At 37.2% G+C, this 25,447-nt stretch carries 25 protein-coding genes; 4 read left to right on the top strand and 21 right to left on the bottom strand.

Translation table 11 applies throughout. From position 1 onward, the window contains the following. Positions 1-53 precede the first annotated feature (53 nt). Positions 54-200 carry an SPJ_0845 family protein gene (locus AC3B6D_RS07570; protein WP_489757872.1) on the top strand — a complete coding sequence of 49 codons (147 nt, stop codon included), beginning with the start codon at positions 54-56 and terminating at the stop codon, positions 198-200. Between the two features lie 89 nt (positions 201-289). Here the strand turns inward: AC3B6D_RS07570 and galE are convergent, their stop codons facing one another. Both galE and AC3B6D_RS07560 read right to left on the bottom strand, forming a co-directional pair. After that, positions 290-1,279, bottom strand: a complete 990-nt coding sequence (gene galE, locus AC3B6D_RS07565) for a UDP-glucose 4-epimerase GalE (protein ID WP_489775294.1) — start codon at positions 1,277-1,279, stop codon at positions 290-292. Between the two features lie 244 nt (positions 1,280-1,523). Continuing rightward, a complete protein-coding gene (locus AC3B6D_RS07560; protein ID WP_489757870.1) occupies positions 1,524-1,931 on the bottom strand; it encodes an iron-sulfur cluster biosynthesis family protein in 408 nt (135 codons plus the stop codon). 85 nt (positions 1,932-2,016) lie between these two features. Between AC3B6D_RS07560 and AC3B6D_RS07555 the strand changes: the two genes are divergently transcribed. Then, positions 2,017-2,739 (top strand): SIR2 family NAD-dependent protein deacylase, encoded by a 723-nt coding sequence (locus tag AC3B6D_RS07555; protein WP_489775293.1) that lies wholly within the window; start codon positions 2,017-2,019, stop codon positions 2,737-2,739. Positions 2,740-2,817: 78 nt separating this feature from the next. On the opposite strand, the gene yihA is transcribed toward AC3B6D_RS07555, so the two are convergent. Beyond that, on the bottom strand, positions 2,818-3,399 hold the full coding sequence (yihA, locus tag AC3B6D_RS07550; protein ID WP_489757868.1) for a ribosome biogenesis GTP-binding protein YihA/YsxC: 582 nt from the start codon (positions 3,397-3,399) through the stop codon (positions 2,818-2,820). A 4-nt stretch (positions 3,400-3,403) separates the two neighbouring features. Continuing rightward, positions 3,404-4,657, bottom strand: coding sequence for an ATP-dependent Clp protease ATP-binding subunit ClpX (clpX, locus tag AC3B6D_RS07545; protein ID WP_489757867.1), 1,254 nt, complete (start codon positions 4,655-4,657; stop codon positions 3,404-3,406). Positions 4,658-4,788: 131 nt separating this feature from the next. On the opposite strand from clpX, the gene AC3B6D_RS07540 reads away from it, so the two are divergent. Next, positions 4,789-5,712 (top strand): lactate/malate family dehydrogenase, encoded by a 924-nt coding sequence (locus tag AC3B6D_RS07540; protein ID WP_489757866.1) that lies wholly within the window; start codon positions 4,789-4,791, stop codon positions 5,710-5,712. Between the two features lie 100 nt (positions 5,713-5,812). Here AC3B6D_RS07540 and tig read toward each other — a convergent pair whose 3' ends face one another. From tig to rpsO, 5 genes are all read right to left on the bottom strand, one after another. Beyond that, complete coding sequence (gene tig / locus AC3B6D_RS07535; RefSeq protein ID WP_489757865.1) at positions 5,813-7,102, bottom strand: trigger factor; 1,290 nt, start codon at positions 7,100-7,102, stop codon at positions 5,813-5,815. A gap of 142 nt (positions 7,103-7,244) precedes the next feature. After that, positions 7,245-8,435, bottom strand: a complete 1,191-nt coding sequence (gene tuf / locus AC3B6D_RS07530) for an elongation factor Tu (protein WP_489757864.1) — start codon at positions 8,433-8,435, stop codon at positions 7,245-7,247. 183 nt (positions 8,436-8,618) lie between these two features. After that, the gene (locus tag AC3B6D_RS07525; RefSeq protein WP_489775292.1) at positions 8,619-9,518 is read right to left on the bottom strand and encodes a hypothetical protein; all 900 of its coding nucleotides are present in this window, start codon (positions 9,516-9,518) and stop codon (positions 8,619-8,621) included. Between the two features lie 88 nt (positions 9,519-9,606). Beyond that, entirely contained in the window at positions 9,607-11,304 is a 1,698-nt protein-coding gene (locus tag AC3B6D_RS07520; RefSeq protein ID WP_489757862.1) for a ribonuclease J, read from the bottom strand. Between the two features lie 254 nt (positions 11,305-11,558). Further along, entirely contained in the window at positions 11,559-11,828 is a 270-nt protein-coding gene (rpsO, locus tag AC3B6D_RS07515; RefSeq protein ID WP_489757861.1) for a 30S ribosomal protein S15, read from the bottom strand. A 200-nt stretch (positions 11,829-12,028) separates the two neighbouring features. On the opposite strand from rpsO, the gene rpsT reads away from it, so the two are divergent. Further along, entirely contained in the window at positions 12,029-12,280 is a 252-nt protein-coding gene (gene rpsT / locus AC3B6D_RS07510) for a 30S ribosomal protein S20 (protein ID WP_489757860.1), read from the top strand. 22 nt (positions 12,281-12,302) lie between these two features. Here the strand turns inward: rpsT and holA are convergent, their stop codons facing one another. The 12 genes from holA to AC3B6D_RS07450 form a co-directional block, all read right to left on the bottom strand. After that, complete coding sequence (holA, locus tag AC3B6D_RS07505) at positions 12,303-13,334, bottom strand: DNA polymerase III subunit delta (protein WP_489769718.1); 1,032 nt, start codon at positions 13,332-13,334, stop codon at positions 12,303-12,305. Then, positions 13,321-15,525, bottom strand: coding sequence for a DNA internalization-related competence protein ComEC/Rec2 (locus tag AC3B6D_RS07500; RefSeq protein ID WP_489757858.1), 2,205 nt, complete (start codon positions 15,523-15,525; stop codon positions 13,321-13,323). The genes holA and AC3B6D_RS07500 overlap by 14 nt, the downstream gene beginning before the upstream one ends. Beyond that, positions 15,518-16,123, bottom strand: a complete 606-nt coding sequence (locus AC3B6D_RS07495) for a ComEA family DNA-binding protein (RefSeq protein WP_489757857.1) — start codon at positions 16,121-16,123, stop codon at positions 15,518-15,520. Before AC3B6D_RS07495 ends, AC3B6D_RS07500 begins: the two co-directional genes overlap by 8 nt. A gap of 45 nt (positions 16,124-16,168) precedes the next feature. Then, on the bottom strand, positions 16,169-17,197 hold the full coding sequence (locus AC3B6D_RS07490; RefSeq protein WP_489775291.1) for a SepM family pheromone-processing serine protease: 1,029 nt from the start codon (positions 17,195-17,197) through the stop codon (positions 16,169-16,171). Beyond that, complete coding sequence (gene coaD / locus AC3B6D_RS07485) at positions 17,194-17,694, bottom strand: pantetheine-phosphate adenylyltransferase (protein ID WP_489757855.1); 501 nt, start codon at positions 17,692-17,694, stop codon at positions 17,194-17,196. Before coaD ends, AC3B6D_RS07490 begins: the two co-directional genes overlap by 4 nt. Positions 17,695-17,710: 16 nt before the next feature. Continuing rightward, positions 17,711-18,262: a 16S rRNA (guanine(966)-N(2))-methyltransferase RsmD gene (gene rsmD, locus AC3B6D_RS07480; protein WP_489775290.1), complete on the bottom strand. Its 552-nt coding sequence runs from the start codon at positions 18,260-18,262 to the stop codon at positions 17,711-17,713. Then, positions 18,262-18,570 (bottom strand): YlbG family protein, encoded by a 309-nt coding sequence (locus AC3B6D_RS07475; RefSeq protein WP_489757853.1) that lies wholly within the window; start codon positions 18,568-18,570, stop codon positions 18,262-18,264. Before AC3B6D_RS07475 ends, rsmD begins: the two co-directional genes overlap by 1 nt. 7 nt (positions 18,571-18,577) lie before the next feature. Beyond that, positions 18,578-19,750, bottom strand: coding sequence for an FtsW/RodA/SpoVE family cell cycle protein (locus tag AC3B6D_RS07470; protein WP_489775289.1), 1,173 nt, complete (start codon positions 19,748-19,750; stop codon positions 18,578-18,580). Positions 19,751-19,936: 186 nt separating this feature from the next. Then, positions 19,937-21,778: a translational GTPase TypA gene (gene typA, locus AC3B6D_RS07465; protein WP_489757851.1), complete on the bottom strand. Its 1,842-nt coding sequence runs from the start codon at positions 21,776-21,778 to the stop codon at positions 19,937-19,939. A gap of 69 nt (positions 21,779-21,847) precedes the next feature. Beyond that, positions 21,848-22,609: an inositol monophosphatase family protein gene (locus AC3B6D_RS07460; protein ID WP_489757850.1), complete on the bottom strand. Its 762-nt coding sequence runs from the start codon at positions 22,607-22,609 to the stop codon at positions 21,848-21,850. A 117-nt stretch (positions 22,610-22,726) separates the two neighbouring features. Beyond that, positions 22,727-24,148: a dihydrolipoyl dehydrogenase gene (gene lpdA, locus AC3B6D_RS07455; protein ID WP_489757849.1), complete on the bottom strand. Its 1,422-nt coding sequence runs from the start codon at positions 24,146-24,148 to the stop codon at positions 22,727-22,729. Between the two features lie 7 nt (positions 24,149-24,155). After that, entirely contained in the window at positions 24,156-25,427 is a 1,272-nt protein-coding gene (locus tag AC3B6D_RS07450) for a 2-oxo acid dehydrogenase subunit E2 (RefSeq protein ID WP_489757848.1), read from the bottom strand. Positions 25,428-25,447: the final 20 nt, after the last annotated feature.

Here is a 25,447-nt window from a genome sequence, read left to right as displayed (position 1 = left end):
CTGAAATATGCTATACTGACAGAGTAATTAACCTAGTTAAAGAAGGTGAAATTGTGGGTCTAACTGTCAAACAAGAAAATAATTTTGAAAGTTTATTTGATAAATTTGCTTCTTTACCAGATGAAACTCAAAAAAATCTAGATGCCGTTAAACAAACTGAAAACAAATTGAAACAGGCTAAAGATCACAAGAAAAAATAATTAATAAAAATGAGGTCGAAATCAAAGTTCTAGCACTCAACTGCCAAATGACTTTGAATTCAACCTCTATTTTTTTACTATTGCATTAATTATTTAGCATAACCTTCAGGGTGTCTTTGTAACCAACGCCAAGCGGAATCAATAATAGTATCAATATCCGTATACTGGGACTTCCAACCTAAAATGGTTTGAATTTTACTACTATCAGCTACTAAAGAATCTGGATCACCACCACGGCGGGGCGCATCCATAGCTTTGATATTCACACCGGTAACTTTGCGCGCTGCCTCGACGATTTCCTTAACAGTGAAACCTTGTTTAGAACCAATGTTAAAGTAGTCACTTTGACCACCTTGCCGTAAATATTTGAGACCTAAGTAATGAGCTTGAACTAAGTCTAAGACATGTACATAATCGCGCACATTATAACCATCACGAGTTTGATAATCATTACCGCACATATCGACATGATCACGTTGGCCTAAAGCAGCTTGCAGTACAATTGGAATCAAATGTGTTTCCGGACGATGATCTTCACCCAAGTCACCATCTAACCGAGCCCCTGCCACATTAAAGTACCGAAAAGCTAACCACTGAATGTCATATGCCGCGCCGTCCCAACGCATGATTTGCTCCATCATCAATTTCGTTAGTCCATAAGGATTAATGGGATCTTTGGGGTCATCTTCTTTAATTGGAACTTGCTTTGGCGTACCATAAACCGCGGCTGAAGATGAAAAGATCAACTTTTTAACTTGATGGTCATTCATCACGTGAATCAAATTAATTAGACCGACTACATTGTTATCAAAATAGTCATTAGGCTTTTCAATTGATTCGGGTACTTGAATATAAGCACAGAAATGAAAAACTGCCTCAATATCTTGTTCTGTAAAAACTTGCTCCAAAAAGTCCCGGTCACGAATATCGCCTTGGTAGAATGGCACACTGGCCGGAACCGCATCACGATGACCGCGGCTTAAATTATCGACCACGACCACGTCCTCTTGCTCTTGCACCAATAAGTCTACCATGTGTGAGCCAATGTAACCCGCACCACCTAAAACTAAAACTGCCATTGTCAAACCTCCATTGAGAAAACGTCTATTATTTCATTTAATTTTATTATAATCACTTCCCAGAATGAATACCAATTAATTCCAGTTTCATACCAAAAGCCTATCAATTTAGGATTTAGCAAAAGATATTGACTCTACATAACTAAAAATCCTCGAAATTAAGTTTCATTTCGGGGATTTTTAATTTCTACGAATCTGACCAATTATTTCGTACAACTAACATCATTTGACCAAACACCCAACCCTAATTGGCAATATTGTCAATCTTTTCCAAACGCGTTTGAGGAGGTTGTTGCTCCTTAGATAAGTCAATAATTGGCACACTATTATCAATCACACCAGAATTATCACCAATTAATTGAATCGTACCAGCAGCGTCTTGGATTAAACGGTTATTGGTATCTAAGAATTCTTTCGAATAACCTTTAACTAAGAAGTTCCCTAAGCTAGTTTCAACGTGGTCGTTAAAATCAATTAAATCCGCACTGGAGTTAACAATCGTTAAATTAAAACTAACTTCCAGTCCACAAGTTGCTTGCACTTTTGAATAAACGCCGACCCCATCATCAAAATTTAGTAAAATTGTTAGTTTGGAATTATCTGCATACTGTTGTAACCTTTTCTGAACAGACTGATCAAGCTTTACAAACATCCTGCAACCTCCTTGTAGTTTTCTAACTAGAATGGCGTTATTATAACACCATAATTACTTTAAGACTGGTGGGAGGCCTTCAAAAATGAACTATGAACAGCAACTGAGCACATTAAAGCAAATGCTCTTAACTGCACGCAAGACCGTTTTAATTACAGGTGCGGGTTTATCAACTGCTAGCGGTTATCCTGATTTAAACGCCATGAACCAGCTAGCTTTGCACAATCCAATTGCTTGCGTACCTTTAATGGAACTTTTGACGAACCGGTTTGCTCAACAGCAGCCTCAAACGTTTTATCAATTATACCGCTTGACCCATTTTCGTCCCGCTAGTCAACCCAGCATTGCTCACAAAATTATTAATCAATTAACTGAACAACAGTATTTTCAAGGTATTATCACTTATAACTTAGATCATCTACACGCTTTAGCTGGGACGCAAAACGTCGTTGAATATTGGGGCAGTATTAATGAAAACTATTGTGTCAAACAGCATCACCTTTTTGATATGAACTTCATCCAACAACACACTGTCCCCTATTGTCCCATTGATCATTCACTAATTTTACCGGTTTTTGTTTTACGGAATATGGTGGCAATCAAAGAACGCGTCTTAGCCGGAAACAAATTAATCCAAACAGCCGATTTAATTATTGCTTTAGGAACAAAATTGGGACACGGCTTACCCGCTAATCAAGCTCAATTAGTCGTTTTAAATGATCAACCTATTAATGTCCCACAACAGATCCATCTCTTCATCAATGGTTCACTTGACCAGATTTTAACTGATTTAAAAGCCAGTTTATAAATTATTAAGCCCCACCATAAAAAAACTAGAACCACTTTGCCAGTTAGTTCTAGTTTTTTTTAAATATACTAATATCAGTTAACAATGATCTGCAATCCAAGTCCAAACTTCATCGCGGCCTGCTTTGGTCATTGAGCTAAATAATTGTAATGAATCACGTTGATTCAAGTCTAACGTATGGTTAACTAGTGAGACCGTTTTATTCCATTGATTGCGTTTAACCTTATCCATCTTCGTGGCCACTACCAATGTCGGAATTTTATAGTAACTGACGAATTGATACATAGAAACATCATCTGCACTGGGCGCCCGGCGACCATCTACTAGAATAATCATTCCCCGTAATTGTTTGCGCGTGGTCAAATATTCTTCAATCATTGCGCCAAACGCCGCCCGCTTTTGTTTGGAAACTTTCGCATAACCATAACCGGGAACATCAACCAGGTATAACTGCTGATTAATTCCGTAAAAATTCAAAGTTTGCGTTTTACCGGGAGTACTAGAAGTACGTGCAAAATTTTTCCGTTGAATTAAAGTATTAATTAAGGATGATTTGCCAACGTTAGACCGCCCCGCCAAGGCAATTTCAGGCCAACCATCAGTAGGATACTGACTAGCACTCACGGCACTTAAGTCCATAGTAACATCTTTAATCTGCATTAGTTTAGGCAACCTTACCTTTACTATCATATAGTGAAGGCTTTTGTGAACCTTCAACTGACTTTTTCGTAACCACCACGCGCTTAATATCGTCCCGACTAGGCACTTCATACATCGTATCCATCAAAGTGGCTTCAATAATTGATCTTAAGCCCCGCGCACCAGTATTGCGCTTCAAAGCTAAATCGGCCATTGCTTCTAAAGCATTTTGATTAAACTCTAGCTTGACATCATTTAAAGCAAATAAGCGTTGATATTGCTTAACTAGGGCATTCTTAGGTTGGGTTAAGATTTGAACTAAATCATTCCGGGTTAATTGATCCAAAGTCGTAATAACTGGAATCCGGCCAATAAATTCAGGAATAATCCCAAACTTCATTAAATCTTCCGGAATAACTTGACTCATTAACTGGGCTGAATCATCGACATTTACTTGTTGACTATTGTCCATGCCAAAGCCAATCGTTTTTTCACCCAGGCGATTTTTAATAATTTCTTCAATGCCGTCAAAAGCCCCACCAACAATGAACAAAATATTGCGCGTATTAATTTGAATCATTTCTTGTTGTGGATGTTTCCGACCGCCCTGTGGTGGAACATTAGCAATTGTACCTTCTAAAATCTTTAATAAAGCTTGCTGCACTCCTTCACCAGAAACATCACGGGTAATGGAAACATTCTCGCTTTTTTTCGCAACTTTATCAATTTCATCAATATAAATAATGCCGTGTTCGGCTTTGTCGACATCAAAATCCGCATTTTGCAATAACTTCAACAAAATATTTTCAACATCTTCACCAACATAGCCCGCTTCTGTTAACGTAGTAGCGTCAGCAATAGCAAAAGGAACTTGTAAAATTTTGGCTAAAGTTTGTGCTAAATACGTTTTGCCAGAACCTGTTGGTCCGATTAACGCAATATTACTTTTTTGCATTTCTACGGCTTGATCGTCATCTTTAACTTGACTATTGACACGTAAATAATGGTTATAAACTGCCACTGCCAAATTTTTCTTAGCTTGTTGTTGACCAATGACATATTGATCCAAAATGGCCATAATTTCTTTGGGTGCAGGTAAATCCGTAATTTCGAGAGTTTCTTCTTCATCGACTGCATCATCAATAATTTGTTTACATAAATCAACACATTCATTACAAATATAAACTCCAGGACCAGCAACAATTCGTTGGACTTGGTCTTGGGACTTACCACAAAACGAGCAAACAATTGCCCCGTTATCACTGGTACTATCAAACATAAAATTATTTCCTCCCAATTTCAGTCTCAAGCTATCTTTTTTGCAATAAAAAGCTTAGCATAGACCTTAAGAAAAGTAAAAAAAGAAACTTTTACTCTTCTTAATTATACACGAAAGTAGGGAGCACAGATATGAATAAGGTTGGAATTATTGGACAAGGTCATGTTGGAGCCACGACGGCATTAGTAATGGCGCAAAGAGGACAAGTCGGCAAATTAGTTTTGGTCGATAAGAATATGAAAAAGGCTCAGTCAGAGCAATTGGACTTACAAGATCAAATTGCATTATTACCTAACGACATGACAATTGAAATTCAAGATTATCAAGCCGAGAATTGGTCTCAGTTAAGCGATTTAGATGCGTTAGTTTTTTGTCCTGGTAAAATCTCAGCTTTACTAGATCATGGTGGCGAGCGGGACTATGAACTAGGTTTAACTAGTCAGATGGTTCATGAAATTGCACCTAAAATTAAAGCCTCCGGTTTCAATGGTGTCATCGTCACAATCACCAATCCTTGCGATGTGATCGCCAAGTTATTACAAGAAGAAACTGGTTTAGCGCCACAGAAAATTATTGGTACGGGTATCGGTTTGGAAACTGCGCGGATGCACCGGGTAGTTGGCAAAGCCACTAATCATAATCCTCATGATGTTAGCGGTTACGTTTTAGGAGAACACGGGGACACATTATTTGTCGCTTGGTCTAGTGTCAAGGTTGCTGGTCAAACGCTTGACAATTGGACGTTAGATTTACCACAACTAACCCATGACACAGCCAACGGTGGTTATGAAATCTTCTTTGGCAAAGAATATACTAACAACGGTATTGCCACGATTGTTAATCAGATTATAGAAGCTGTCTTGACTGACGCTCAGGTTGCGATGCCCGTTAGTTCTTATGACGCACACAATGGAATTTATATTGGACAAGTTGCCGTAGTCGGCCAAACCGGTGTTAGCGCCATCGTACCAGTACCTTTAGATGCAACTGAACAACAAGCTTATCAAAAATCAGTAACTGCCATTAAAGCTAATTATGCTAAAGTTGCAAAGTAAATAGCTACTGACAATAATTAGTCAATAAAAAAAAAGCATCTTTCAATTCCTCCACAAAAATTCTGGGAAATGAAAAATGCTTTTTATTTGATCAAAATGATTATTTTTGTACGGCAGAATCAGTCATTAAATCAACGACCTTCTTGATTGCAATGTCATGGTCAAGCATTTCTTCAGACAAAGCATTCTTGACAGCATCTTCTTGCATGCCATAATCAGCTGCTAATTCTTTAACTTCTTGATCACGTTCTTCAGCCGTAATTTCAATATTTTCAGCTTTAACAATAGCTTCTAACAATAAGTTAGTCTTAACGCGCTTTTCAGCATCTTGACTAAATTGCTTCTTTAAATCATCTTCAGTGGTACCAGTCATTTGATAATACATTTGGGGATTAATACCCTGACGTTGCATGTTGCCCAAGTATTGATCAATTTGATTTTGAACATCAGTATCAATCATTGCTTGCGGAATTGCTTCGAAGGTTGCATTATCAATAGCTTTATCAACAGCTTCAGTTTCAATTGCATCTTCAGCCATTTGTTTCCGTTGCTTTTTCAAACGATCTTCAATCTTCGTTTTCAATTCTGCCAAAGTATCAACGTCTTCATCAACGTCTTTCGCAAAATCGTCATCTAATTTTGGTAATTCTTTGGTTTTAATTTCATGAATTGTCGTTTGAAAATGAGCCTCTTTACCCGCTAAATCTTTAGCTTGGTAGTCTTCTGGGAAAGTAACTTTGACATCCACTTCATCGCCACTTTCATGATCAATTAATTGATCTTCAAAGCCTGGAATGAAAGAATTCGAACCTAATTCTAATGAATAATTTTCGGCACTACCACCATCAAAAGCTTTGCCATCAACTGTTCCTTTATAATCAATCACAACAGTATCACCTTTTTGTGATTTGCCGGATTCTTTCAAGACCAATTCAGCTTGTTGTTTTTGCAAACGTTCTAAGTCTTTGTCAACATCCTCAGCAGAAACTGTAGTATCTTGCTTCTTAACTTCTAAACCTTTATAGTCACCCAAAGTTACTTCTGGTTCCACAGCGACGGTTGCAGAAATTTTCCAAGGTTGATCAGCTTCCATGCTATCAATTGAAATTTCTGGTTGGCCAACAGGTTTAATTTCAGTTTCATCAATTGCTTGAGAATATGCCATTGGTAAAACGGCATTTAAAGCATCTTGATATAATGCTTCTTCACCATACATTTGATCAAAGACCACACGTGGCACTTTACCCTTCCGAAAACCCGGAATATTTAAAGTTTTGCGTACACGTTTAAATGCGGTATCTAATCCTTGTTTAATTGTCTCTTGATCAATTTCAAAAGTTAATTTGCCATCTTGATCTTTTTCTTTCGTCCATTCAGCTTTAGCAGCCATAATATCCCTCCGGTACTAATTATCTCATACTTTATCCATCTTACCCTAAATAAAATAACTTGTAAATGTTCCAAAGCGTTATTAGACCAAAATTTATGTACAAAAAAAGTCTGGCGCACCAGACTTTTAGTTGCCATGAAAATTAGTCTAAAATTTCAGTAACAACACCGGCACCAACAGTACGTCCACCTTCACGGACAGTAAACTTAGTACCTTTTTCGATAGCAACTGGAGCAATTAAGTCAACTTCAAAAGTTACATTATCACCAGGCATAACCATTTCAACGCCATCAGGTAATTCAATAACACCAGTAACATCAGTTGTATGGAAATAGAATTGTGGACGATAGTTAGAGAAGAATGGAGTATGACGTCCACCTTCTTCTTTAGTTAAGATGTAGACTTCACCCTTAAACTTGTTATGAGTTTGGATGGAACCTGGCTTAGCCAAAACTTGACCACGTTCGATTTGATCACGGTTGATACCACGTAACAAGACACCAACGTTATCGCCGGCTTCACCTAAATCAAGCGTCTTACGGAACATTTCCAAACCAGTAACTGTTGAATGACCATCTTCATCATGCAAGCCAACAATGTCAACTTCATCACCGATCTTAACTTCGCCACGGTCAATACGACCAGAAGCAACAGTACCACGACCAGTAATTGTGAAGACATCTTCAACAGGCATCAAGAACGGCTTGTCATTACTACGTTGAGGTGTAGGAATGTAGTCATCAATCGTATCCATTAACTTTTCAATGACCTTAACTTGTTCAGGGTCACCTTCCAAAGCCTTCAAAGCGGATCCACGGATAACTGGAATGTCATCCCCAGGATAATCGTATTCGGATAATAATTCCCGAACTTCCATTTCAACTAAGTCAACTAATTCGTCATCGTCAACTAAGTCAGTCTTGTTTAAGAAGACTACGATGTAGTCAACACCAACTTGGTGAGCTAACAAGATATGTTCACGAGTCTGAGGCATTGGGCCGTCAGTTGCAGCAACAACCAAAATTGCGCCGTCCATTTGAGCAGCACCAGTGATCATGTTTTTAACGTAGTCAGCATGTCCTGGGGCATCAATATGAGCGTAATGACGCTTTTCAGTTTCATATTCAACGTGAGCAGTGTTGATTGTAATCCCACGTTCTTTTTCTTCTGGAGCCTTGTCAATATCAGAATAATCTTCAGCTTTAGCTAAACCTTTATCAGCCAAAACTTTAGTAATTGCAGCTGTTAAAGTTGTTTTACCGTGGTCAACGTGACCGATTGTACCGATATTTACATGGGGCTTAGTTCTTTCATAATGTTCTTTTTCTGCCATGAAAAGAAACCTCCTGTTTGTCATCTGAATTATCTTCACAAAAAAATATAAAGAGTATTGCAAAGACAACTCTTTATGCAAGAATTATACTACTTTTGGTTCCAAAAACAAAGCGATACCGACCAAAAATATACTCTTAGTAGTATACAAACTGAGTTATCAAATGTAAACCAATTTTCTAAATTAATTGAATAAACTTAATAATTCATCTAATTTATCCAACCACTTATCTACTTTAACAGCTTTTGCTGGTTTTTCAAGTGATTGGGTATTTTTTTCATTCTCCCAGCGAGATTTGATCCGCTGCAACCATAAATCTGGATCGCAAATAATCTGATCCGTAAACGGATATAACATTGCCGCTAATAAATTGGTTTCATCCTTTAAACGATTATCCACTAGCTGTTTTTGCCAACTAACTAAACTATTCAATTGATAAATTAACGGGGTTTTTGCTGGCAAAAACTTTTTGTCAGTACCATAAAAATTAATTTTAACGAGATGTTGAATTTGTAACTTGACTAAATCTTCCGTCAAGCCCGCTTTCAATAACGGATGCAAATAAGGGTTTTGCAAAAGCACTTGACTGCTTTGTTCAAAATCCCAACTCGTTAAACAATGTAATTGTAAAATCAAATTAGATTGTTGCATTAAAGGCAAGGTTACAATGGATAAAATCTGCTGTTTTAACTGTTTAATTTCAGTTAAATGTCGTTGATAGTAACGCTGTTGATGTTGGTCAATTACTATTTGTAACTTTTTTTTAATAGAATTTAAATCCGACGGCGCTTGTAATAATAATTGTTGGGCCTGAAGGAAATTATTGATTCCAATCAAAACATCAATCACCAAGGCTAAATTCGATGCCGTAGTTAAAAAACGCTCTACATCAGGCTGAAGTAATTGCCAAGCCAATTGATCCTGTTGGGCTTGATGTCTTGCTTTAACTAACGCCAATTGGACGGAAAAGCTCGGTTGGAGTAGATAAGCCTGATCTAACGATTCCGCAGCGGCTAAATAATTCTTTGTTCGTTGATATTCTTGAGCTGCTTGTAATAGAGCTTGATAGCTTTTTTCTTCCAAGTTTAATTACCTCTAGGTAGTAAAAAAGTCAAATTACTAAACGATAAGCTTCTTTAGCATTTGACTTCTTTACACATAACTTCATTAATTATTGATGACTATGCTGCGCTTTACGATGCCGATTTTGGTTAACTTCCATGATAACTGGCAAGATAACTGGATGACTCTTAGTTTGTTCCCATAAATAATGATTCAAGTCTTCACGAACGTCTTGTTTCAGTTCCGACCAATCAAAGTCTTTATGCAATAAATTATGTTCTACTGCTCGCACAACCACCTCGCGACTGCCAGCCAGTAATTCCGGCTTTTCTTCCAAACCAGCAAAACCACGGCCTGTAATCTGTGGCTGAGACATAATTTTCTTTTTCTTGCGATCAATAGTTACTACAGCAATAAAGACACCATCTTGGGACAATAATTGCCGATCGCGCAAAACAATGGTTCCAATATCACCAATGCCCACACCATCAATCATAGTATCACCAGCAGTTACTGCTTGAGCTAAATGAAACTGTTGTTTTTCATAACTTAAAACATCACCATTTTTTAAAACAAAGACATGATCTTGATCTAATCCGGTTTCTAAAGCAATATGCAAATGTGCATCCAAATTACGGTATTCACCTTGAATCGGAACTACATTTTGAGGTCGTAAAATATTAATCATCAACTGCAAATCACTTTTGGCAGCATGTCCCGAGGTATACAACCCCGAGTCACTTAAACTTTTAACTTCACCGCCCGCACGAAAAATCAAGTCCCGCGTTTTGGCAACCGTCGTTTCCATTGCATGTGATGGTGTCGTCGTTAGAAAGACTAAATCGCCCTCTTCAATATGGTAAAAATGATGATGACTAGTAGCCATTTTTTGTAAAATCTTGATTGGTTCGCCCATGCGGCCAGTTTCAATAATGACAACTTGATTTTTGGGTAATTTTTCAGCTTGACGCGCACTGACTAATAAACCATCTGGCACCGTCAAATAATTTAACTTAATCGCCGTCCGTACAATTTTTGATGCACTTTGACCTGTCAACACCACTTTGCGCTGCGTCTTCTGCGCAGCATTAAAGATTTGTTGCATCCGTAAAATATTAGAAGCGACCGAAGCGACAATTATCCGCCCCGTTTGGTATTCAAAAGTTTCCCAAATATAATTATAGATATCCCGCTCATCCGCTGCTGGATAAGGTGATTCGGCATTAGCCGAATCACTTAATAAGGCTAAAACTGGTTCTCGACCAATATCGGCCAAACGCTGATAATCAGTTTGATAAATTGAATCTGCTGATTGATCAAATTTAAAATCACCCGTATAAACCACTTGACCAACTGGTGTCCGAACCACTACTCCCAAAGAATCAGGAATCGAATGCGTTGTTTTGAAAAAGGAAATACTCAATTGCTCAAAATCAATCGCCGTTTGCGCGTCAATTACTTGAAAATTATTAAATTTACGACTATTTTTATTATTTTTAATTGCAATTTTGGCCAACTCAATTGTCAATTTGGAACCAAAAACGGGAATATCATAGTCTCCGACTAAATAAGGTAAAGCTCCAATTGCATCAGCATGACCATGTGTTAAAAAGACCCCGACTACTTTATCGATATTCTCTTGAATGTAAGTAAAATCTGGAATCACCACATCAATTCCCAATAATTCATTTTCCGGATATTGTAATCCACAATCTAAAATAACAATTTCATCCCCGTATTCAACGGCATACATATTTTTTCCGTTTTCTCGTAAGCCACTTAACGGAATTATTTTTAAATTTGCCAAATATCTCACCCTTCTGCTGTTAAGTATTTCAAAATCTTGCAAGATCTTGCTGTCACTTCGTGACTACCTGAATGCGTTTGTCTCATTGTAGCACAACTCTCTAATTTTTTATACAAAACACCAATCTGGAATTGACTTATCACTGTAAAATTTCAAAATTTGACTGGGGGATTGTCAGCAAAGAATTCTCAAATCCAAACCACAAAAAAACTGTTCGAATAAATTCGAACAGTTCCTTAAATTTCGGATAATTATTAACGACGTAAGCCTAAACTTTGAATCAAATTACGGTAACGATTAATATCGCTCTTCCGTAAGTAAGCTAATAAATTACGACGATGACCGATCTTCTTTAACAAACCAACATAAGAATGATGATCCTTCTTGTTGATCTTCAAATGATCGTTCAAATTGTTAATTTCATAAGTTAAAATTGCAATTTGGACTTCTGGAGAACCAGTATCGCCTGCTTTACGACCGTACTTTTCAATTAATTCTTGTTTCTTTGCTTTAGTTATTGCCATGTCAAAAACCACCTTCATAAAATTAATTCAGCTAAACTGTGCTTGCGCCGGTGTCACAACAAACAAAGCATAGCTAATACATAGTTGAATATAACTTAAGCTGTCGAAAAAATCAAGAATTTATTTCAGAATGATTGCAAATCGAAGCTGATTTTAGTATACTTTTAGGGTATTGGGATGGTCACGGAGGTGAATTGAACATGCCACAAATTAAATCAGCTATTAAGCGTGTACGGACATCTGCCAAAGCAAATGAACGTAATACTGCTCAACGTAGTGCAATGCGTTCTACTATTAAGAAGTTTGAAACTGCTGCTGCTAATGGCGCTGAAGATACTCAAGAATTATATCGTCAAGCTGCACGTGCCATTGATATGGCTAAGTCCAAGGGCTTAATTAAACAAAACAAAGCTGCACGTGATAAATCACGTTTGGCCGCTAAAATTAAATAATTAACCCTAAAAAAGACGGACCTTAGCCCGTCTTTTTATTTGTAATGAACGCAATCATGAACAATTCAAATAATTGCGTTTTATTGGCCTGACCTGTCTTCATTTGATAGTCCATTTCGATTAAGTCGGAAAGGGCTTTTTTTAATTGTCCTAAATCGTAATTTTTAATTCGCTGTAACGCTAATTTCACTCGATAAGGATGAATCTGTAAAAACTGTGCCAATTTTCCTTGTGACATTCCCTGACCAGCCAAAATCTTCACTTGCAACAATACCCGAATTTGACTTTGAGCTAATGCTGTCAACAAAATTGGATCATTATTTAGGATCAACAATTGTTGGTATAAATTTTCAGCTTGCCGTAAATTATGCTGTAAAATGGCATCTAACAAATCAAAAACATTATCATCCAAAGACTGGGGCACTAATTGTTGCACCATAGCTAAATCAATAATTTTTTGCTTTTGCGCATATAAAAACAATTTCTTTAATTCTGAATTGGCGAGTGAATAGTCCCCTTTGGTTCGTTGAATTAATGCTGTTAAAGCCGCCGGCACAATCGTAAAGCCTTGAGCCGTAATCTGTTTTTGCAGAGTACTTTGTAAAGACTGAGTGGTTAATTTTTGCACATCGATTACTTGTGCTTTTTGCTTCAATACTTTCGTAATTTTTTTACGCTGATCTAATTTTTCATATGGCGCAAAAATCACAAAAATAGTTGTTGATTGTGGATCTTGTACATAGTCTATGAGTGCTGCCACATTTTGCTCAATTCCCGTTTTATTTTTATTACCACTCAAAAAGATTGGATTAGTAACTAGTACCAAACGATGCTCACCTAGAAAGGGTAAAGTATTAGCTTCACCGACAGCTTCTTGCACATCGACTTGCTCTAAATCAAATTCCGCCACATTTAACTCTTGTTCTTCCGGCGTCAAATATTGCACAAAAATTTGTCGTACTTGTTGCATCAGTTCACTTTCAGAACCCACGACTAAATACAAGGGTGCGATTTGTTGTTGCTTTAATGATTGTTGTAATTCATTGACTTTCATTTAATTCTTTCCTTGAAAAAACTCGCCATTTCTGCTGGTGGTCATAATTGTAATTCCAAGTAATCATACCATGTTTTGCTGTACTTAAATTAGGAATGTGCAATTTTTTGAGTGTCCGTAGTGTTTCCGGACTAGGATGACCATAACGATTATGGCGCCCGACAGAGATTAATACTAATTTTGGTTTAATTTGTTGTAAAAAGCGTTGAGAACTGGCTGTTTTACTACCATGATGCCCCGCCTTTAAAAAATCAATTCTAGGAGCATGTTGCTTAAATAATTTTAATTCGTGGGCACGATCTAAATCACCCGTAAAAAGCCATTTCTTGCCCTGTAAACTCACTATTAAACTCAGTGAATCTTCGTTTTTTCCATTAGATAAATGTGGAGGCCAGACCACTTGCATAAAATCTTGATGGGGTAATAAAATTTGATCATGGACATGTAATCTAACAATTGCAATTTTATGCATAAACGGTTGTAATTGCCGCACAACTGCCGGTATTTTTTGCATCCCGTCTGCTAAATAAACATGCTTAACCGGAAAATTTTGTAATAAAACTTTCAAATCACCAATATGATCAGCATCTTGATGTGATAAAAACACCCCATCCAAATGCGTAATAGCTCGATACCGCAAGTATGGAATGGTAATAGATTGAACCCGATTATTAGTCGAATGATAGTGACCAAAATTTAATTTTCCACCAGTATCAATCAAATAGGTGCGTTTAAAAAAAGGCGTCGTAATTAAAATACTATCGCCCTGTCCCACGTCTATCAAACTAACTTCACCGGTCATTGGATAGCGGTTAAACAAAATAATGCAACAATAACCAATCAGCAAGCCTAATAAAACTGTTTTGGTGGGATGTTGAGCGATAACTAAGGTCATAAATAACAGCAGTAATAAAACTACCAGATTAATTTTACCAACCGTCACTTGCGACCAGGAAGCATGGGCTAATACTTGAATTGGCGCATAAATCAAAGTAAACAAAGATTCCAGCGGAGTAATCAACCAATTAGCTTGCCTTAAAAAAACACTAATTAAAGTTAGCGGGATAATCATTTTTTCAAAGATCGGTGTCAAACATAAATTAGCTAAAAACGTTAACCAGCTAAAACTGTAATTATGAAAAATTAAAATTGGTAAACTCAATAAATTCATCAGCAATGATTGTTGCCACACCGTTTTCTGTTGCAAGACAATTAAGCCATAAGCTAATAAATAACTCAATTGTCCTGCCAATGTCCACAGGACTTGTGGCATCAAAAAACTATGAATAATCAAAGTCCCCGCAAAGATATCATTGCGGGATAAATACCAACGATATTTCTCATTTAACATTTTTAAAATTTGGCTGATACAAGCTCGCCAAACACCTATACCACTACCGGTTAATACAACAATCGCTGGTAAGCTGACTAAAATTAGCCAATCAACATACTCTTTACGAAGTTTACAAGCCCCTGCCAATTGGCTGATCCAATTAACCAATAAGTAAATATGCAACCCCGAAATACTAAAGATATGAATAATACCTAAGTTTGTTAATCCTTGCCGCAAATCTTGCTCTTGATTATCAAATTGTCCCAATAACAAACTACTAGCATTTAAACGTAACCAATGTGGTAAATGGTACACTTGTAACAACAAGCGATAACGCCAAATGTGTAACCACTCAATTATTCCCCGGGGAGCTCGTAACTTGATTTGAACATGTTGAGCGGTAGCTTGATAATAAATCTTTTGCGTTCGTTCATATTTTTGAAAATCAAATTCTCCTGGATTAGTGGCGGGCTTGATTTTTTGCCAAACAAAATCTCCCTGTAGGATAATAATTTGGGGGGATTTCACTTGAAAATTACTATTGATTCCAACATTAACTTTCTGTGAACCATTAATTTGTCCTTGACCATACAACCAATTAGTTCGGTTGGTAACTTGATCAGGATAAACTGTAATGACATGAGTTTGTGGTTGAGCAATATGCGGTTGTTGACCGATTATCCACCCCAGCACTCCCATCACCGTTAGCAGCACTAAAACTGAATATTTTTGATGGCGTAAGACAATGCCAATCACACCGATACCTAAAATCAGCCACCAAACATTCTGAGTGATTACAAAAGCAATGGTTAATTGTAAAAAAAGAGCTCCAAATAAATACCAACCTCGTTCAAACACACAATTGATCCTTCAAATTGTCCACGGTCTTTTCACCAAATCCTTTGACATTAGTCAGATCTTCCACTTTAGTAAAACTACCATGATCTTGCCGATACTGAATAATTGCCTGTGCTTTTTTCGGTCCTAAACCATTAACTTGCTGCAATTCTTCAGCCGTTGCAGAATTTAAATTAACACTTGCATTGGCTGTCGTAGTCGCGGTTGTGGCAGCGGCATTCGCATTCGGTGCAGCTGTGGTTTGATCTGGGACAATGACTTGACTTTGATCGTGTAATTTTTGGGCTTGATTAATACCCTTGAGATTGGCATTAGCCGTGGGTCCCCCGGCATGTTGAATAGCATCATAAATCCGCGCCGATGCTAATAAATGATAAACTCCCGGTTTATTCACTTCACCTTGCACATCAACGACAATCGTCGTTGGAGATTTTTTAGGAGTAGATTTAACCATGGTTGTCTGTTGCACTGTTGGCGGATCATTTTTCGTAGGTGTTAAGGAGCTGGGCCAAAATTTCCACAATACTACTGCCAAAATTATTAGTCCTCCAACTAACCACTGCCAATAAGCTACTAACCAATTTTTTATTTTCTGCATTCTTCATCACCCAATTTTAATTACAAAAAAAACGCCCCTTTTTTTCTAAGGATGCGTTTTTAAATAATGAATGGCCTGTTTTAAATTAGAGATTGGTACAACCTTCATCGAAGAATGCAACTTTTGAGCCGTTTTTTTAGCCAATTGATAATTACTTTGGTAATGTGCATCAAGTTTTAATTTAGCTGGCGTTACTGGATCACGTGGTGCCAAAAAGATCTTAGCACCTTTGCGGTCAGCTGCCACCACCTTTTTATCAATCCCGCCAATCGGCCCCACTTGACCTTGTGGCGTAATAGTACCCGTGCCAGCTACTATTTGCCCTTGGGTCAAATTTTGTTGAGTTAATTGCTCGTAAATTTGCAACGTAAACATCAGTCCTGCCGATGGTCCCCCAACAGAACCAGCGTTAATTTTCACCTGAGGATTAGTTTGAACTTGAACTTTATCAACTAATTGAATCCCTAAACCAGATTTCTTTTCATGTGGCAAACGCATCAGTTTTTGATGTGCTGTTTGGATTCTGCCTCGGTGTTGATAAGTAACTGCTACTTTCTCAGTGGCTTTTTTACGTTGAAGATAATGCATTAATCCCTGAGAACTTTGAAAAGCCCGGCCATTAACTTTAGTAATGACATCACCCACGTGTAAAGAATGCTGAAAATGGGAGTTTTTTAAAACTGACAAAACATAAACACCTTGATAGTGTTGCTTAACCGGCCGATGAATTTCTTTAAAGGCGGCAGCAATGGCATTATTACTGGCATTTCTCATATAATACTTCTGCATTTGCGCATATTCAGTTGTATTATCGTTAGCCATTAAATCTTGTTGACTCAAGACCTCATGATAAGGTAAAACGTGCGCTATTAGCCAAGTGATAGGCGTCGCCTGCATCACTTGTACTGTCGTAAATAATAACGGTGACGACTTGCTATGATGATTAACGGTGATCACCTGATCAGTATGACTAGCTGAGCCGGGAGACTCAATAAAAGCGGGCAAGGGCCAAAAAAATAGTAACATTAATAATCCCACAACTATCAAAGTTATTAACCAATGTTTAGCTTTCATTGTTGAGACTGCAACTTTTGCGTTAATGCTTTGGCTACGACCTCGGGAACCAACCCATCCACTTGCCCACCGTAAGCAATCACTTCCTTAACCATACTGGAAGATAAATACATATACTGGGGTTTAGCTACTAAATAAATTGTTTCTAAATCAGCATTTTGCAATTGATTAATTTGTTGCATTGAAATCTCATAATTTAAATCATCCGCTGTGCGCAAGCCGCGCACCAACCAATGTGCTTGTAATTGTTGCGCAACCGTGGCTAATAACTGATCAGCAGCCAATTGTACATGAACATTATCTAACTGTAAGGAAGCAACTGCTTGGTTTAATAACGTTAATTTTTCTGTAAAAGAAAAAGTATATTTTTTACTCGTATTATTTAAAATCACTACATATAACTGATCCAATAAACGGCTCGCACGCGTGATAATATCTAAATGACCATTAGTTACAGGGTCAAAACTACCAGCATAAACACCAATTTTTTTCACCATTTCCGTTATTACCTCTTTAATTTAATTGCCATACTTGAACATAGGTCTGATTATATTGCTTGTTTGCAATGACTGTAAATTGCTGCAAATCAGGTGGTTGTAAAGCATAATCCGTTTCAATCACAATAAGGGCTCCCGATGCCATTAAGCCTAATTGTATCGCTTGTTGAACTAATTTTACAGTAACGTGTTGTGCATAAGGTGGGTCGAGGAGTAACAGATCTAGTTGGACTTGTTTTTGTTGTAAAGCTGTTAAAGCCTTTTCTGCGGTCATTTTTAGCAATTGAAACTGAGGTTCAGCATGTGTTTTCAAAACATTAGCTTGAATGGTTTGTTGAGCTTGCTGGCTAGAATCGACTAAATACATTTGTTCGACCCCTCTGGAAACAGCTTCAATCCCCAAAGATCCCGTGCCGGCAAACAAATCACAACCAGTAGTAACAGCGGATAAATATGGCGCCAAAATATTAAACATGGCTTCTTTAACTTTTGCCCCTGTTGGTCGCGTATTACGACCTTTAACTGGTAATAAATTTAACCCGTGGAAAGTTCCGGCGATCACTCGCATTACTCGTTACCCCCATTATTATTTATTCGTTTATCTTGTTCTTCCGGAATTAATAAACTAGCCACGTTCCCAATCTTATCATCAAAATCCGTTTCTAAATCTTGCCGGGGTGACAATTCAATTTTGGTAACAAATGATAACTTTTCAATGACCTTAATTTGACTCTGGAGATTAGCTTGATCTAAATACATGATGGCATAATTCATTTTAAAGGACACATATATTACTGTCCCAAAACGGCGCAATCTCTTACTAGGATGACTATTAGACATCCAGACAATAATTTCCTGTCGTGGTGTTAATTTCATTAATTCATCAACCTACTTTCTCTAGCTTAGCGGTTCTTTTAAGATTTAAAGAAACATTTAAACAAATTCCAATACAAATTGACAACACTAATTGGCTAGAACCACCATAACTAATGAACGGTAGCGTCACACCTGTAATGGGCAATAAACCTACAACGCCACCAACATTAAACGAAGTTTGTACAAACAACAAGGTAGCAATGCCATAACATAACAATGTCCAATAAGCATTGGTGGAATGCAACCCTAAATAAACAATACGGGCAATTAAAATAAAGAGTAATCCTAAAACTAAAATCACACCAACCACACCCAGTTCCTCACTAATAATTGCAAGAATAAAATCGGTATATGGTTCAGGTAGATAACCCAACTTTTGAATACTATTACCCAGGCCGCGACCAAACAGACCACCATTATTAATCGCATAATAAGAATTAACCAATTGAATCCCGCCTGTTTTTTCTAACTCAAATGGATGGAAAAAAGCCATTAACCGTTTCAACTTATAAGACGAGTTAGCGCCAACGACTAATTGATGCTTAAACCAAAAATAAGCAATCACAAATAACGCCACTAATATCAAGATTACGGACACAACATATTTCATATCAACGCCTGAACTAAATGTCAGTAAAAAAACAATGGATGCTAAAATAGCCGCGCCCCCAAGATCTGGTTGTAAGAGCGTCAGTAAAATAATCAAGCCCGATAACAAAATGGGGGGAAATAATTCTTGCAACATTGGAACTAAATTTTGTTGGCGAATTCTTAAAGTGCGAGCACTCAAAACTTTAGCCAAGTACAAAATCAAAGCTAATTTAGCCAATTCCAACGGTTGCAAATTAATCGGTCCGATTTTAATCCAAGCTGACGCACCATTAATCATCGAAGTTGGTCGAAAATGTTTTCGTAGTAATAAATAAATTAACAGTACTGTGACACCAATTAAAAAAATTTGTACAAAAAACCGACTTTTTAACAAATCAATTTTAAATAAATAAAATAATAAACATAAACAGAATCCGATTATTACATAAATTAATTGCCGCTTTAAATAAACTAAGTTGGTCATTCCTTGCAAAACCGCTGCATTAGAACTAGCTGAATAGACCATGATTACCCCTAAAGCCGAAAGAACAATAAAAGGAATTAAAATCCAATAATCCAAATTTTTCAATTTAACCTTCAATAATCTACTGTCACTCTTTTCTTAGTTTTTTTTATTATATCATTTTTAAAACGATTTATTCTGATATATAAAAAGCAATCTTTCAATCAAATTGGATCGAAAGATTGCCTGAATTACAAATAAAAAATAATCAATTAATTACTTGTTGATGTTCAGCTCATAGCAGTTAAAGTTTTAATCTTTAACAACTTTCCGCTTTTTATCAGCTTTTTTACGTTCATTAGTATTTAAAATCTTTTTCCGCAAGCGAATACTTTGTGGAGTAACTTCACAATATTCATCTTCATTCAAAAATTCGATGGACTGTTCCAAAGACATCTTCTTTGGTGTTTTAATAGCAGCAGCATGATCCTTACCAGATGCCCGCGTATTCGTCAAATTTTTACCCTTAGTAACATTAACCGCAATATCTTGATCCCGACTACTTTGACCAACAATCATTCCTTCGTAGACATCAACACCAGCACCAATAAATAACTGGCCCCGATCTTCCACAGATTGTAAACTATAAGTCGTTGATGGACCTTGATTAATGGAAACTAAAGCGCCACTGCGCCGGCCTGGTTCCCAGTTTTTAATAACTGGAAGATATGAATCAAAAGCATGGTTCATAATACCGTAGCCACCCGTTTGAGATAAAAATTCAGAAGAGTAACCAATTAAACCACGTGAAGGTGTTAAGAAAGTTAACCGTGTTTGACCATTACCGGTACTTTCCATATTTTTCATTTCACCTTTACGTTGAGCCATTGAATCAATAATTGTTCCAACATATTCATCTGGAGTATCAATTTGCACTAATTCAAACGGTTCACAAACTTTGCCATCAACTTCTTCATAAATAACTTCCGGTCGAGATAACTGCAGTTCAAAGCCTTCACGCCGCATTTCTTCAACTAAAATGGACAAATGTAGTTCTCCACGGCCCGAAACAATCCAAGCACCTGCAGTACCAGCATCTTCAACCTTTAAAGAAACATCGGTTTGCAATTGTTGTTCCAAACGGTCTTGAATTTTCCGAGCAGTTACCAAATCACCTTCACGACCAGCAAATGGTGAATCATTCGCCAAGAAGGTCATTCTCAAGGTTGGTGGATCAATCCGTAAAATTGGTAAAGCATCAGGATGATCTACTGGCGTAACCGTTTCACCAACAAAGATATCTTCCATACCCGATAGGCCAATTAAATCACCGGCTTGCGCTTCTTGGATTTCAACGCGTTTTAACCCAAAGAAACCAAAAATTTTCGTTACCCGAAAGTTTTGTTTTGAACCATCAAGCTTCAAAACAGAAACTTGATCACCAATTTTAATCTTACCACGAAAGACACGACCAATGCCGACACGACCAACATAATCATTATAGTCTAACATCGCAACTTGAAATTGTAAGGGTTCATCACTGTTGTCAACAGGAGCGGGAATTGTCTTTAAAATAGTATCAAAAACTGGCTTCATTGTATGCTCTTGTGCTTCAGGATCAGAGTCATAACTAGAAGTTCCATTAACAGCTGAAGCATAGACTACTGGAAATTCCAATTGATCTTCATCAGCACCCAAATCAATAAACAATGATAAAACTTCGTCCACTACTTCTTCCGGACGGGCACCAGGACGGTCAATCTTATTGATCACAACAATGGGTGTTAAATGTTGATCTAAAGCTTTTTTCAACACAAAGCGAGTTTGTGGCATGGTACCTTCATAAGCATCAACAACCAACAAAACACCATCAACCATTTTCATAATCCGTTCGACTTCGCCACCAAAATCGGCGTGTCCCGGAGTATCCAAAATATTAATTTGCGTTCCTTGATATTTAACAGCAGTATTCTTAGATAAAATTGTAATTCCACGTTCTTTTTCAATGGCATTGGAATCCATTGCTCGATCGCCTAATTCCATATGTTCAGGCAATGTATCTGATTGTTTTAAAAGTTCATTAACTAATGTTGTTTTTCCATGATCGACGTGAGCAATAATAGCAATATTGCGAATATCTTCTCTTGTTTTCAAAACTTAGCTTCCTTCCATTGGATCTCAGTGTATAAAAAAGCTGTGATACATACGATCACAGCTCATCAACTAAGATAATAGTTTCTTAGCTTCTTTTGTTGCGCGTTCTGTTCCGATAATTACAGTTTGTGATTGTAACATATTTATTGGGGTGTCGTCAATGGTTTGCACTTGGAGCCCAAGCGAGCAACCAATGGCCCACCCAGCCGCTAAGTCCCAAGGTTGCAGTTGTGAGATATACAGAATTTCTTGTTGATTAATCAAATGTAAAAAACTAATGCCTGCACTGCCATAAATACGTAAACCACAACTTGTTTGTCTTATTTTTTGATAATTAGTCTGATCTAAAAAGCGATTACTAATCATCACTAAGCCTTCTTTTAGATGGCTATTAGCTAATGTTGTTAGGGTTTGACCATTCATAAAACTCCCAATTTTAGGACCACCGTAATATAATTTGTCTGCCATCACATCCGCTATAGCTCCAAATACTGGGTTACCGTTAAAATAAACGCCAATCATTGACACAAATTGATCATGTAACTTAACGAAATTCATCGTTCCATCAATTGGATCTACATAAAAAATCAGTCCACGCACATCATGAATTTGATCTCCAAATCCTTCTTCACTCACAAAACGTGCTTGTGGAAATTGCTGTTTCAAGTTTTGAATGATCAACTGTTCAATATTAATATCTCTTTCAGTTACTAGATCTGTTCGGCCCGATTTTTCTTGTACTTGCTTAAAAGTACGATTACTTCTCAATTGTTTTTGAACCTGTGTCAATATATATAAAACTTGCTTTTGTATCCTCAATAAGTCAATCATATATAGAAAATCCTTTGTCATATGTCATAAAATAATAACCATTTCAACCCAATTTTATGGCAAAACAACAAAAAAATCGACGCATAACGCCGATTTTTTCAGAATTAATCAATAAAATTAAATATTGGTTGGGTAACCCATTAACACATCTGCTGCTTCTTGAATTGGTTCACCTAAAGTTGGATGTGGATGAATAGTTAGAGCAACATCTTCCTCATTCAATTGACAATTTACCAAAACACTTAATTCGGAAACTAAAGTACTTGCACTTGGTCCAACTACTTGTCCACCAAGAATCGTACCGGTCTTCTTATCAGCAACTAATTTAACAAAGCCATCAGCACTATCTAATGATACAGCGCGCGCATTACCAGCAAATGGGAACTTAGCAGTCTTAACTTCTTTGCCTTGTTCTTTAGCGTCAGCTTCAGTTAAACCAACACTAGCCATTTCAGGATCAGTAAAGCAAACTGCTGGAACACTTAAGAAATCATTGGCTGTCTTTTCACCAGAGATAGCACCTGCAGCCGTCTTACCTTCAAAGAAGGCTTTGTGTGCTAACGCAGGACCAGCTACAATATCACCAATAGCATAAATATTTGGTACATTAGTACGACCCTGTTCATCAACTTTGACCAAACCACGATCAGTTAATTCAACACTTGTCATTTCCAAACCAAAATTATCAGTATTTGGTTTACGTCCAACAGAAACCATTACATAATCAGCTTTAATTGTTGAAGCTTTACCGTCAACTTCATAAGTGACAGCAACATCATTTTTAGAAGATTTAGCCTCTTTAGCCATGGCACTTGTAACGATATCAATACCCTTAGCTTTCAAATTCTTTTCAACAATTTTAACCATGTCGCGTTCAAAATTAGGAATAATCTTATCCGTACCTTCAAGAATAGTAACGTGTGACCCTAAATCAGCAAAGGCACCAGCTAATTCAGTTCCAATATAGCCACCGCCAACAATGACTAATTCCTTTGGAACTTCTTTAACATTTAATAAACCAGTTGAATCAAGCACACGATCGCCAAACTTAAAGCCTTTAATTTCAATTGGACGACTACCAGTGGCAATAATCAAATTCTTAAATTGAATAGTTTGACCGCCACCATTATCCATAAATTGTTTAGGTCCAGTAGACATAACCCGTAATTGATGATCATTGTCTAAGAAAGCTTCGCCTTCGACCATTTCAACTTTATGCTTTTTCAACAACATTTTAACGCCATTAGTCATACGTTTAACAACTTTATCATCTTTCCAAGCTTGAGTCTTGGAAAAATCAAGTTTTACATTACTAGTGGCAATCCCATAAGTTGAGCCATCTTGAGCTTCATGTAAACGATGACCTGCTTGAATCAAAGATTTAGAAGGAACACAACCAACATTTAAACAAACGCCACCATAATATTCTTTTTCAATAATAGTAACTTTTTGTCCTAATTCAGCTGCTCGAATAGCTGCAACATAGCCGCCAGGTCCAGCACCGATAATGACAGTATCTTTTTGTTCTACATCAGACATACTTTGATTAACCCTCCATCAATAACATTTCTGGATCGTGTAACAAACTCTTCATCATGTTCAAAGCTTGTTGTGCCAAAGCACCATCAATCAAACGATGATCATAACTCAAGGAGAGTTTCAACATATTACCAACTTTAATAGAACCATCTTCAGCAACGTAAGGCTCTTTAGCAATCTTACCCATACCTAAAATAGCAACTTCAGGTTGGTTAATAACTGGTGTAAACCAACCACCACCAATAGAACCTACATTACTAATAGTAATTGAACCACCACTCATGGCTTTAGCACTTAACTTATTATCATAAGCTGCTTGGGTATTTTCAGTAATTTCTTTAGCAATTTCGAACATACCCTTAGAATCAGCATTCTTAATGTTTGGTACATATAAACCATGATCTGTATTAGTAGCGATTCCAATGTTGTAATAATGCTTATAGACAATTTCATTAGTTGAACTGTCAATGGAAGCATTAAATTCAGGGAATTCCTTCAAAACAGCAACTACTGCTTTAACTAAATAAGGCAAGAATGTTAACTTAATACCTTTATCAGCAGCAATTTGTTTATATTTCTTACGATTAGCCATTAAAGCTGAAACTTCAACATCATCGAAGCTTGTAACATGTGGCGTAATCTTTTTACTTTCAGACATTGCTTTAGCAATTGTCTTCCGTGTCATACTCATCTTTTCACGAGTTTCAAGTTCAGGTTCATCAGATTGATATGGCTTAATTGGTGTAGCTTCAACTTCGGCAGTTGCAGCTGCTGGAGCAGGTTGAGCAGAACCGTTAAAGTTATCTACATCAGCTTTTGTAATTTGACCATGTTTTCCTGAAGGAGTAACTTGTGCCAAATCAACACCCTTATCACGAGCATATTGCCGAACAGATGGCATTGCTAAATAATCTTGATTTGCTTGTCCTGTTGGTGCAGCTGCTGGAGCTGGTTGCGCTGCACTTTTATCATCAGCAGCAGGTTTCTCAGCAGCATCAGCTGTATCATCTTTAGAAACATCATCATCAGGTGTGTCAGGTGAACCGTCATCAATAATAACTAACGGATCACCAATTTCAACTGTGTCACCTTCTTGGGCAACAATTTGTTTAACTTTACCTGCAACAGGTGAAGGTAATTCAGAAACTGATTTATCATTTTGGATTTCGACTAAAGAATCGTCTTCTTTAACGTCGTCGCCTTCTTTAACTAACCAGTTAGCGACTTCACCTTCAGCCATTCCCTCGCCTAATTCCGGAAGTGTAAATTTAAATGCCATGAATTAATCCTACCTTTCAA

It is taken from the genome of Bombilactobacillus sp. ESL1097, from assembly GCF_058107205.1.
The sequence above is the reverse complement of the archived record's forward strand: the minus strand, read 5'-3'. Positions and strand labels throughout refer to the sequence as shown.

What these genes read in the sequence shown, in the direction of transcription:
- AC3B6D_RS07490 (WP_489775291.1), bottom strand. Translation starts at nt 17,197, where the DNA reads ATGAAAGCTAAACATTGGTTAATAACTTTGATAGTTGTGGGATTATTA.
- rsmD (WP_489775290.1), bottom strand. Translation starts at nt 18,262, where the DNA reads ATGCGAGTGATCGCCGGAACTTTCCACGGGTTAAATTTATTACCAGTT.
- AC3B6D_RS07450 (WP_489757848.1), bottom strand. Translation starts at nt 25,427, where the DNA reads ATGGCATTTAAATTTACACTTCCGGAATTAGGCGAGGGAATGGCTGAA.
- clpX (WP_489757867.1), bottom strand. Translation starts at nt 4,657, where the DNA reads ATGTTTGATAGTACCAGTGATAACGGGGCAATTGTTTGCTCGTTTTGT.
- tuf (WP_489757864.1), bottom strand. Translation starts at nt 8,435, where the DNA reads ATGGCAGAAAAAGAACATTATGAAAGAACTAAGCCCCATGTAAATATC.
- AC3B6D_RS07540 (WP_489757866.1), top strand. Translation starts at nt 4,789, where the DNA reads ATGAATAAGGTTGGAATTATTGGACAAGGTCATGTTGGAGCCACGACG.
- tig (WP_489757865.1), bottom strand. Translation starts at nt 7,102, where the DNA reads ATGGCTGCTAAAGCTGAATGGACGAAAGAAAAAGATCAAGATGGCAAA.
- yihA (WP_489757868.1), bottom strand. Translation starts at nt 3,399, where the DNA reads ATGCAGATTAAAGATGTTACTATGGACTTAAGTGCCGTGAGTGCTAGT.
- lpdA (WP_489757849.1), bottom strand. Translation starts at nt 24,148, where the DNA reads ATGTCTGATGTAGAACAAAAAGATACTGTCATTATCGGTGCTGGACCT.
- holA (WP_489769718.1), bottom strand. Translation starts at nt 13,334, where the DNA reads ATGAAAGTCAATGAATTACAACAATCATTAAAGCAACAACAAATCGCA.
- rpsT (WP_489757860.1), top strand. Translation starts at nt 12,029, where the DNA reads ATGCCACAAATTAAATCAGCTATTAAGCGTGTACGGACATCTGCCAAA.
- AC3B6D_RS07460 (WP_489757850.1), bottom strand. Translation starts at nt 22,609, where the DNA reads ATGATTGACTTATTGAGGATACAAAAGCAAGTTTTATATATATTGACA.
- AC3B6D_RS07475 (WP_489757853.1), bottom strand. Translation starts at nt 18,570, where the DNA reads ATGAAATTAACACCACGACAGGAAATTATTGTCTGGATGTCTAATAGT.
- AC3B6D_RS07555 (WP_489775293.1), top strand. Translation starts at nt 2,017, where the DNA reads ATGAACTATGAACAGCAACTGAGCACATTAAAGCAAATGCTCTTAACT.
- coaD (WP_489757855.1), bottom strand. Translation starts at nt 17,694, where the DNA reads ATGGTGAAAAAAATTGGTGTTTATGCTGGTAGTTTTGACCCTGTAACT.
- rpsO (WP_489757861.1), bottom strand. Translation starts at nt 11,828, where the DNA reads ATGGCAATAACTAAAGCAAAGAAACAAGAATTAATTGAAAAGTACGGT.
- AC3B6D_RS07495 (WP_489757857.1), bottom strand. Translation starts at nt 16,123, where the DNA reads ATGCAGAAAATAAAAAATTGGTTAGTAGCTTATTGGCAGTGGTTAGTT.
- AC3B6D_RS07560 (WP_489757870.1), bottom strand. Translation starts at nt 1,931, where the DNA reads ATGTTTGTAAAGCTTGATCAGTCTGTTCAGAAAAGGTTACAACAGTAT.
- galE (WP_489775294.1), bottom strand. Translation starts at nt 1,279, where the DNA reads ATGGCAGTTTTAGTTTTAGGTGGTGCGGGTTACATTGGCTCACACATG.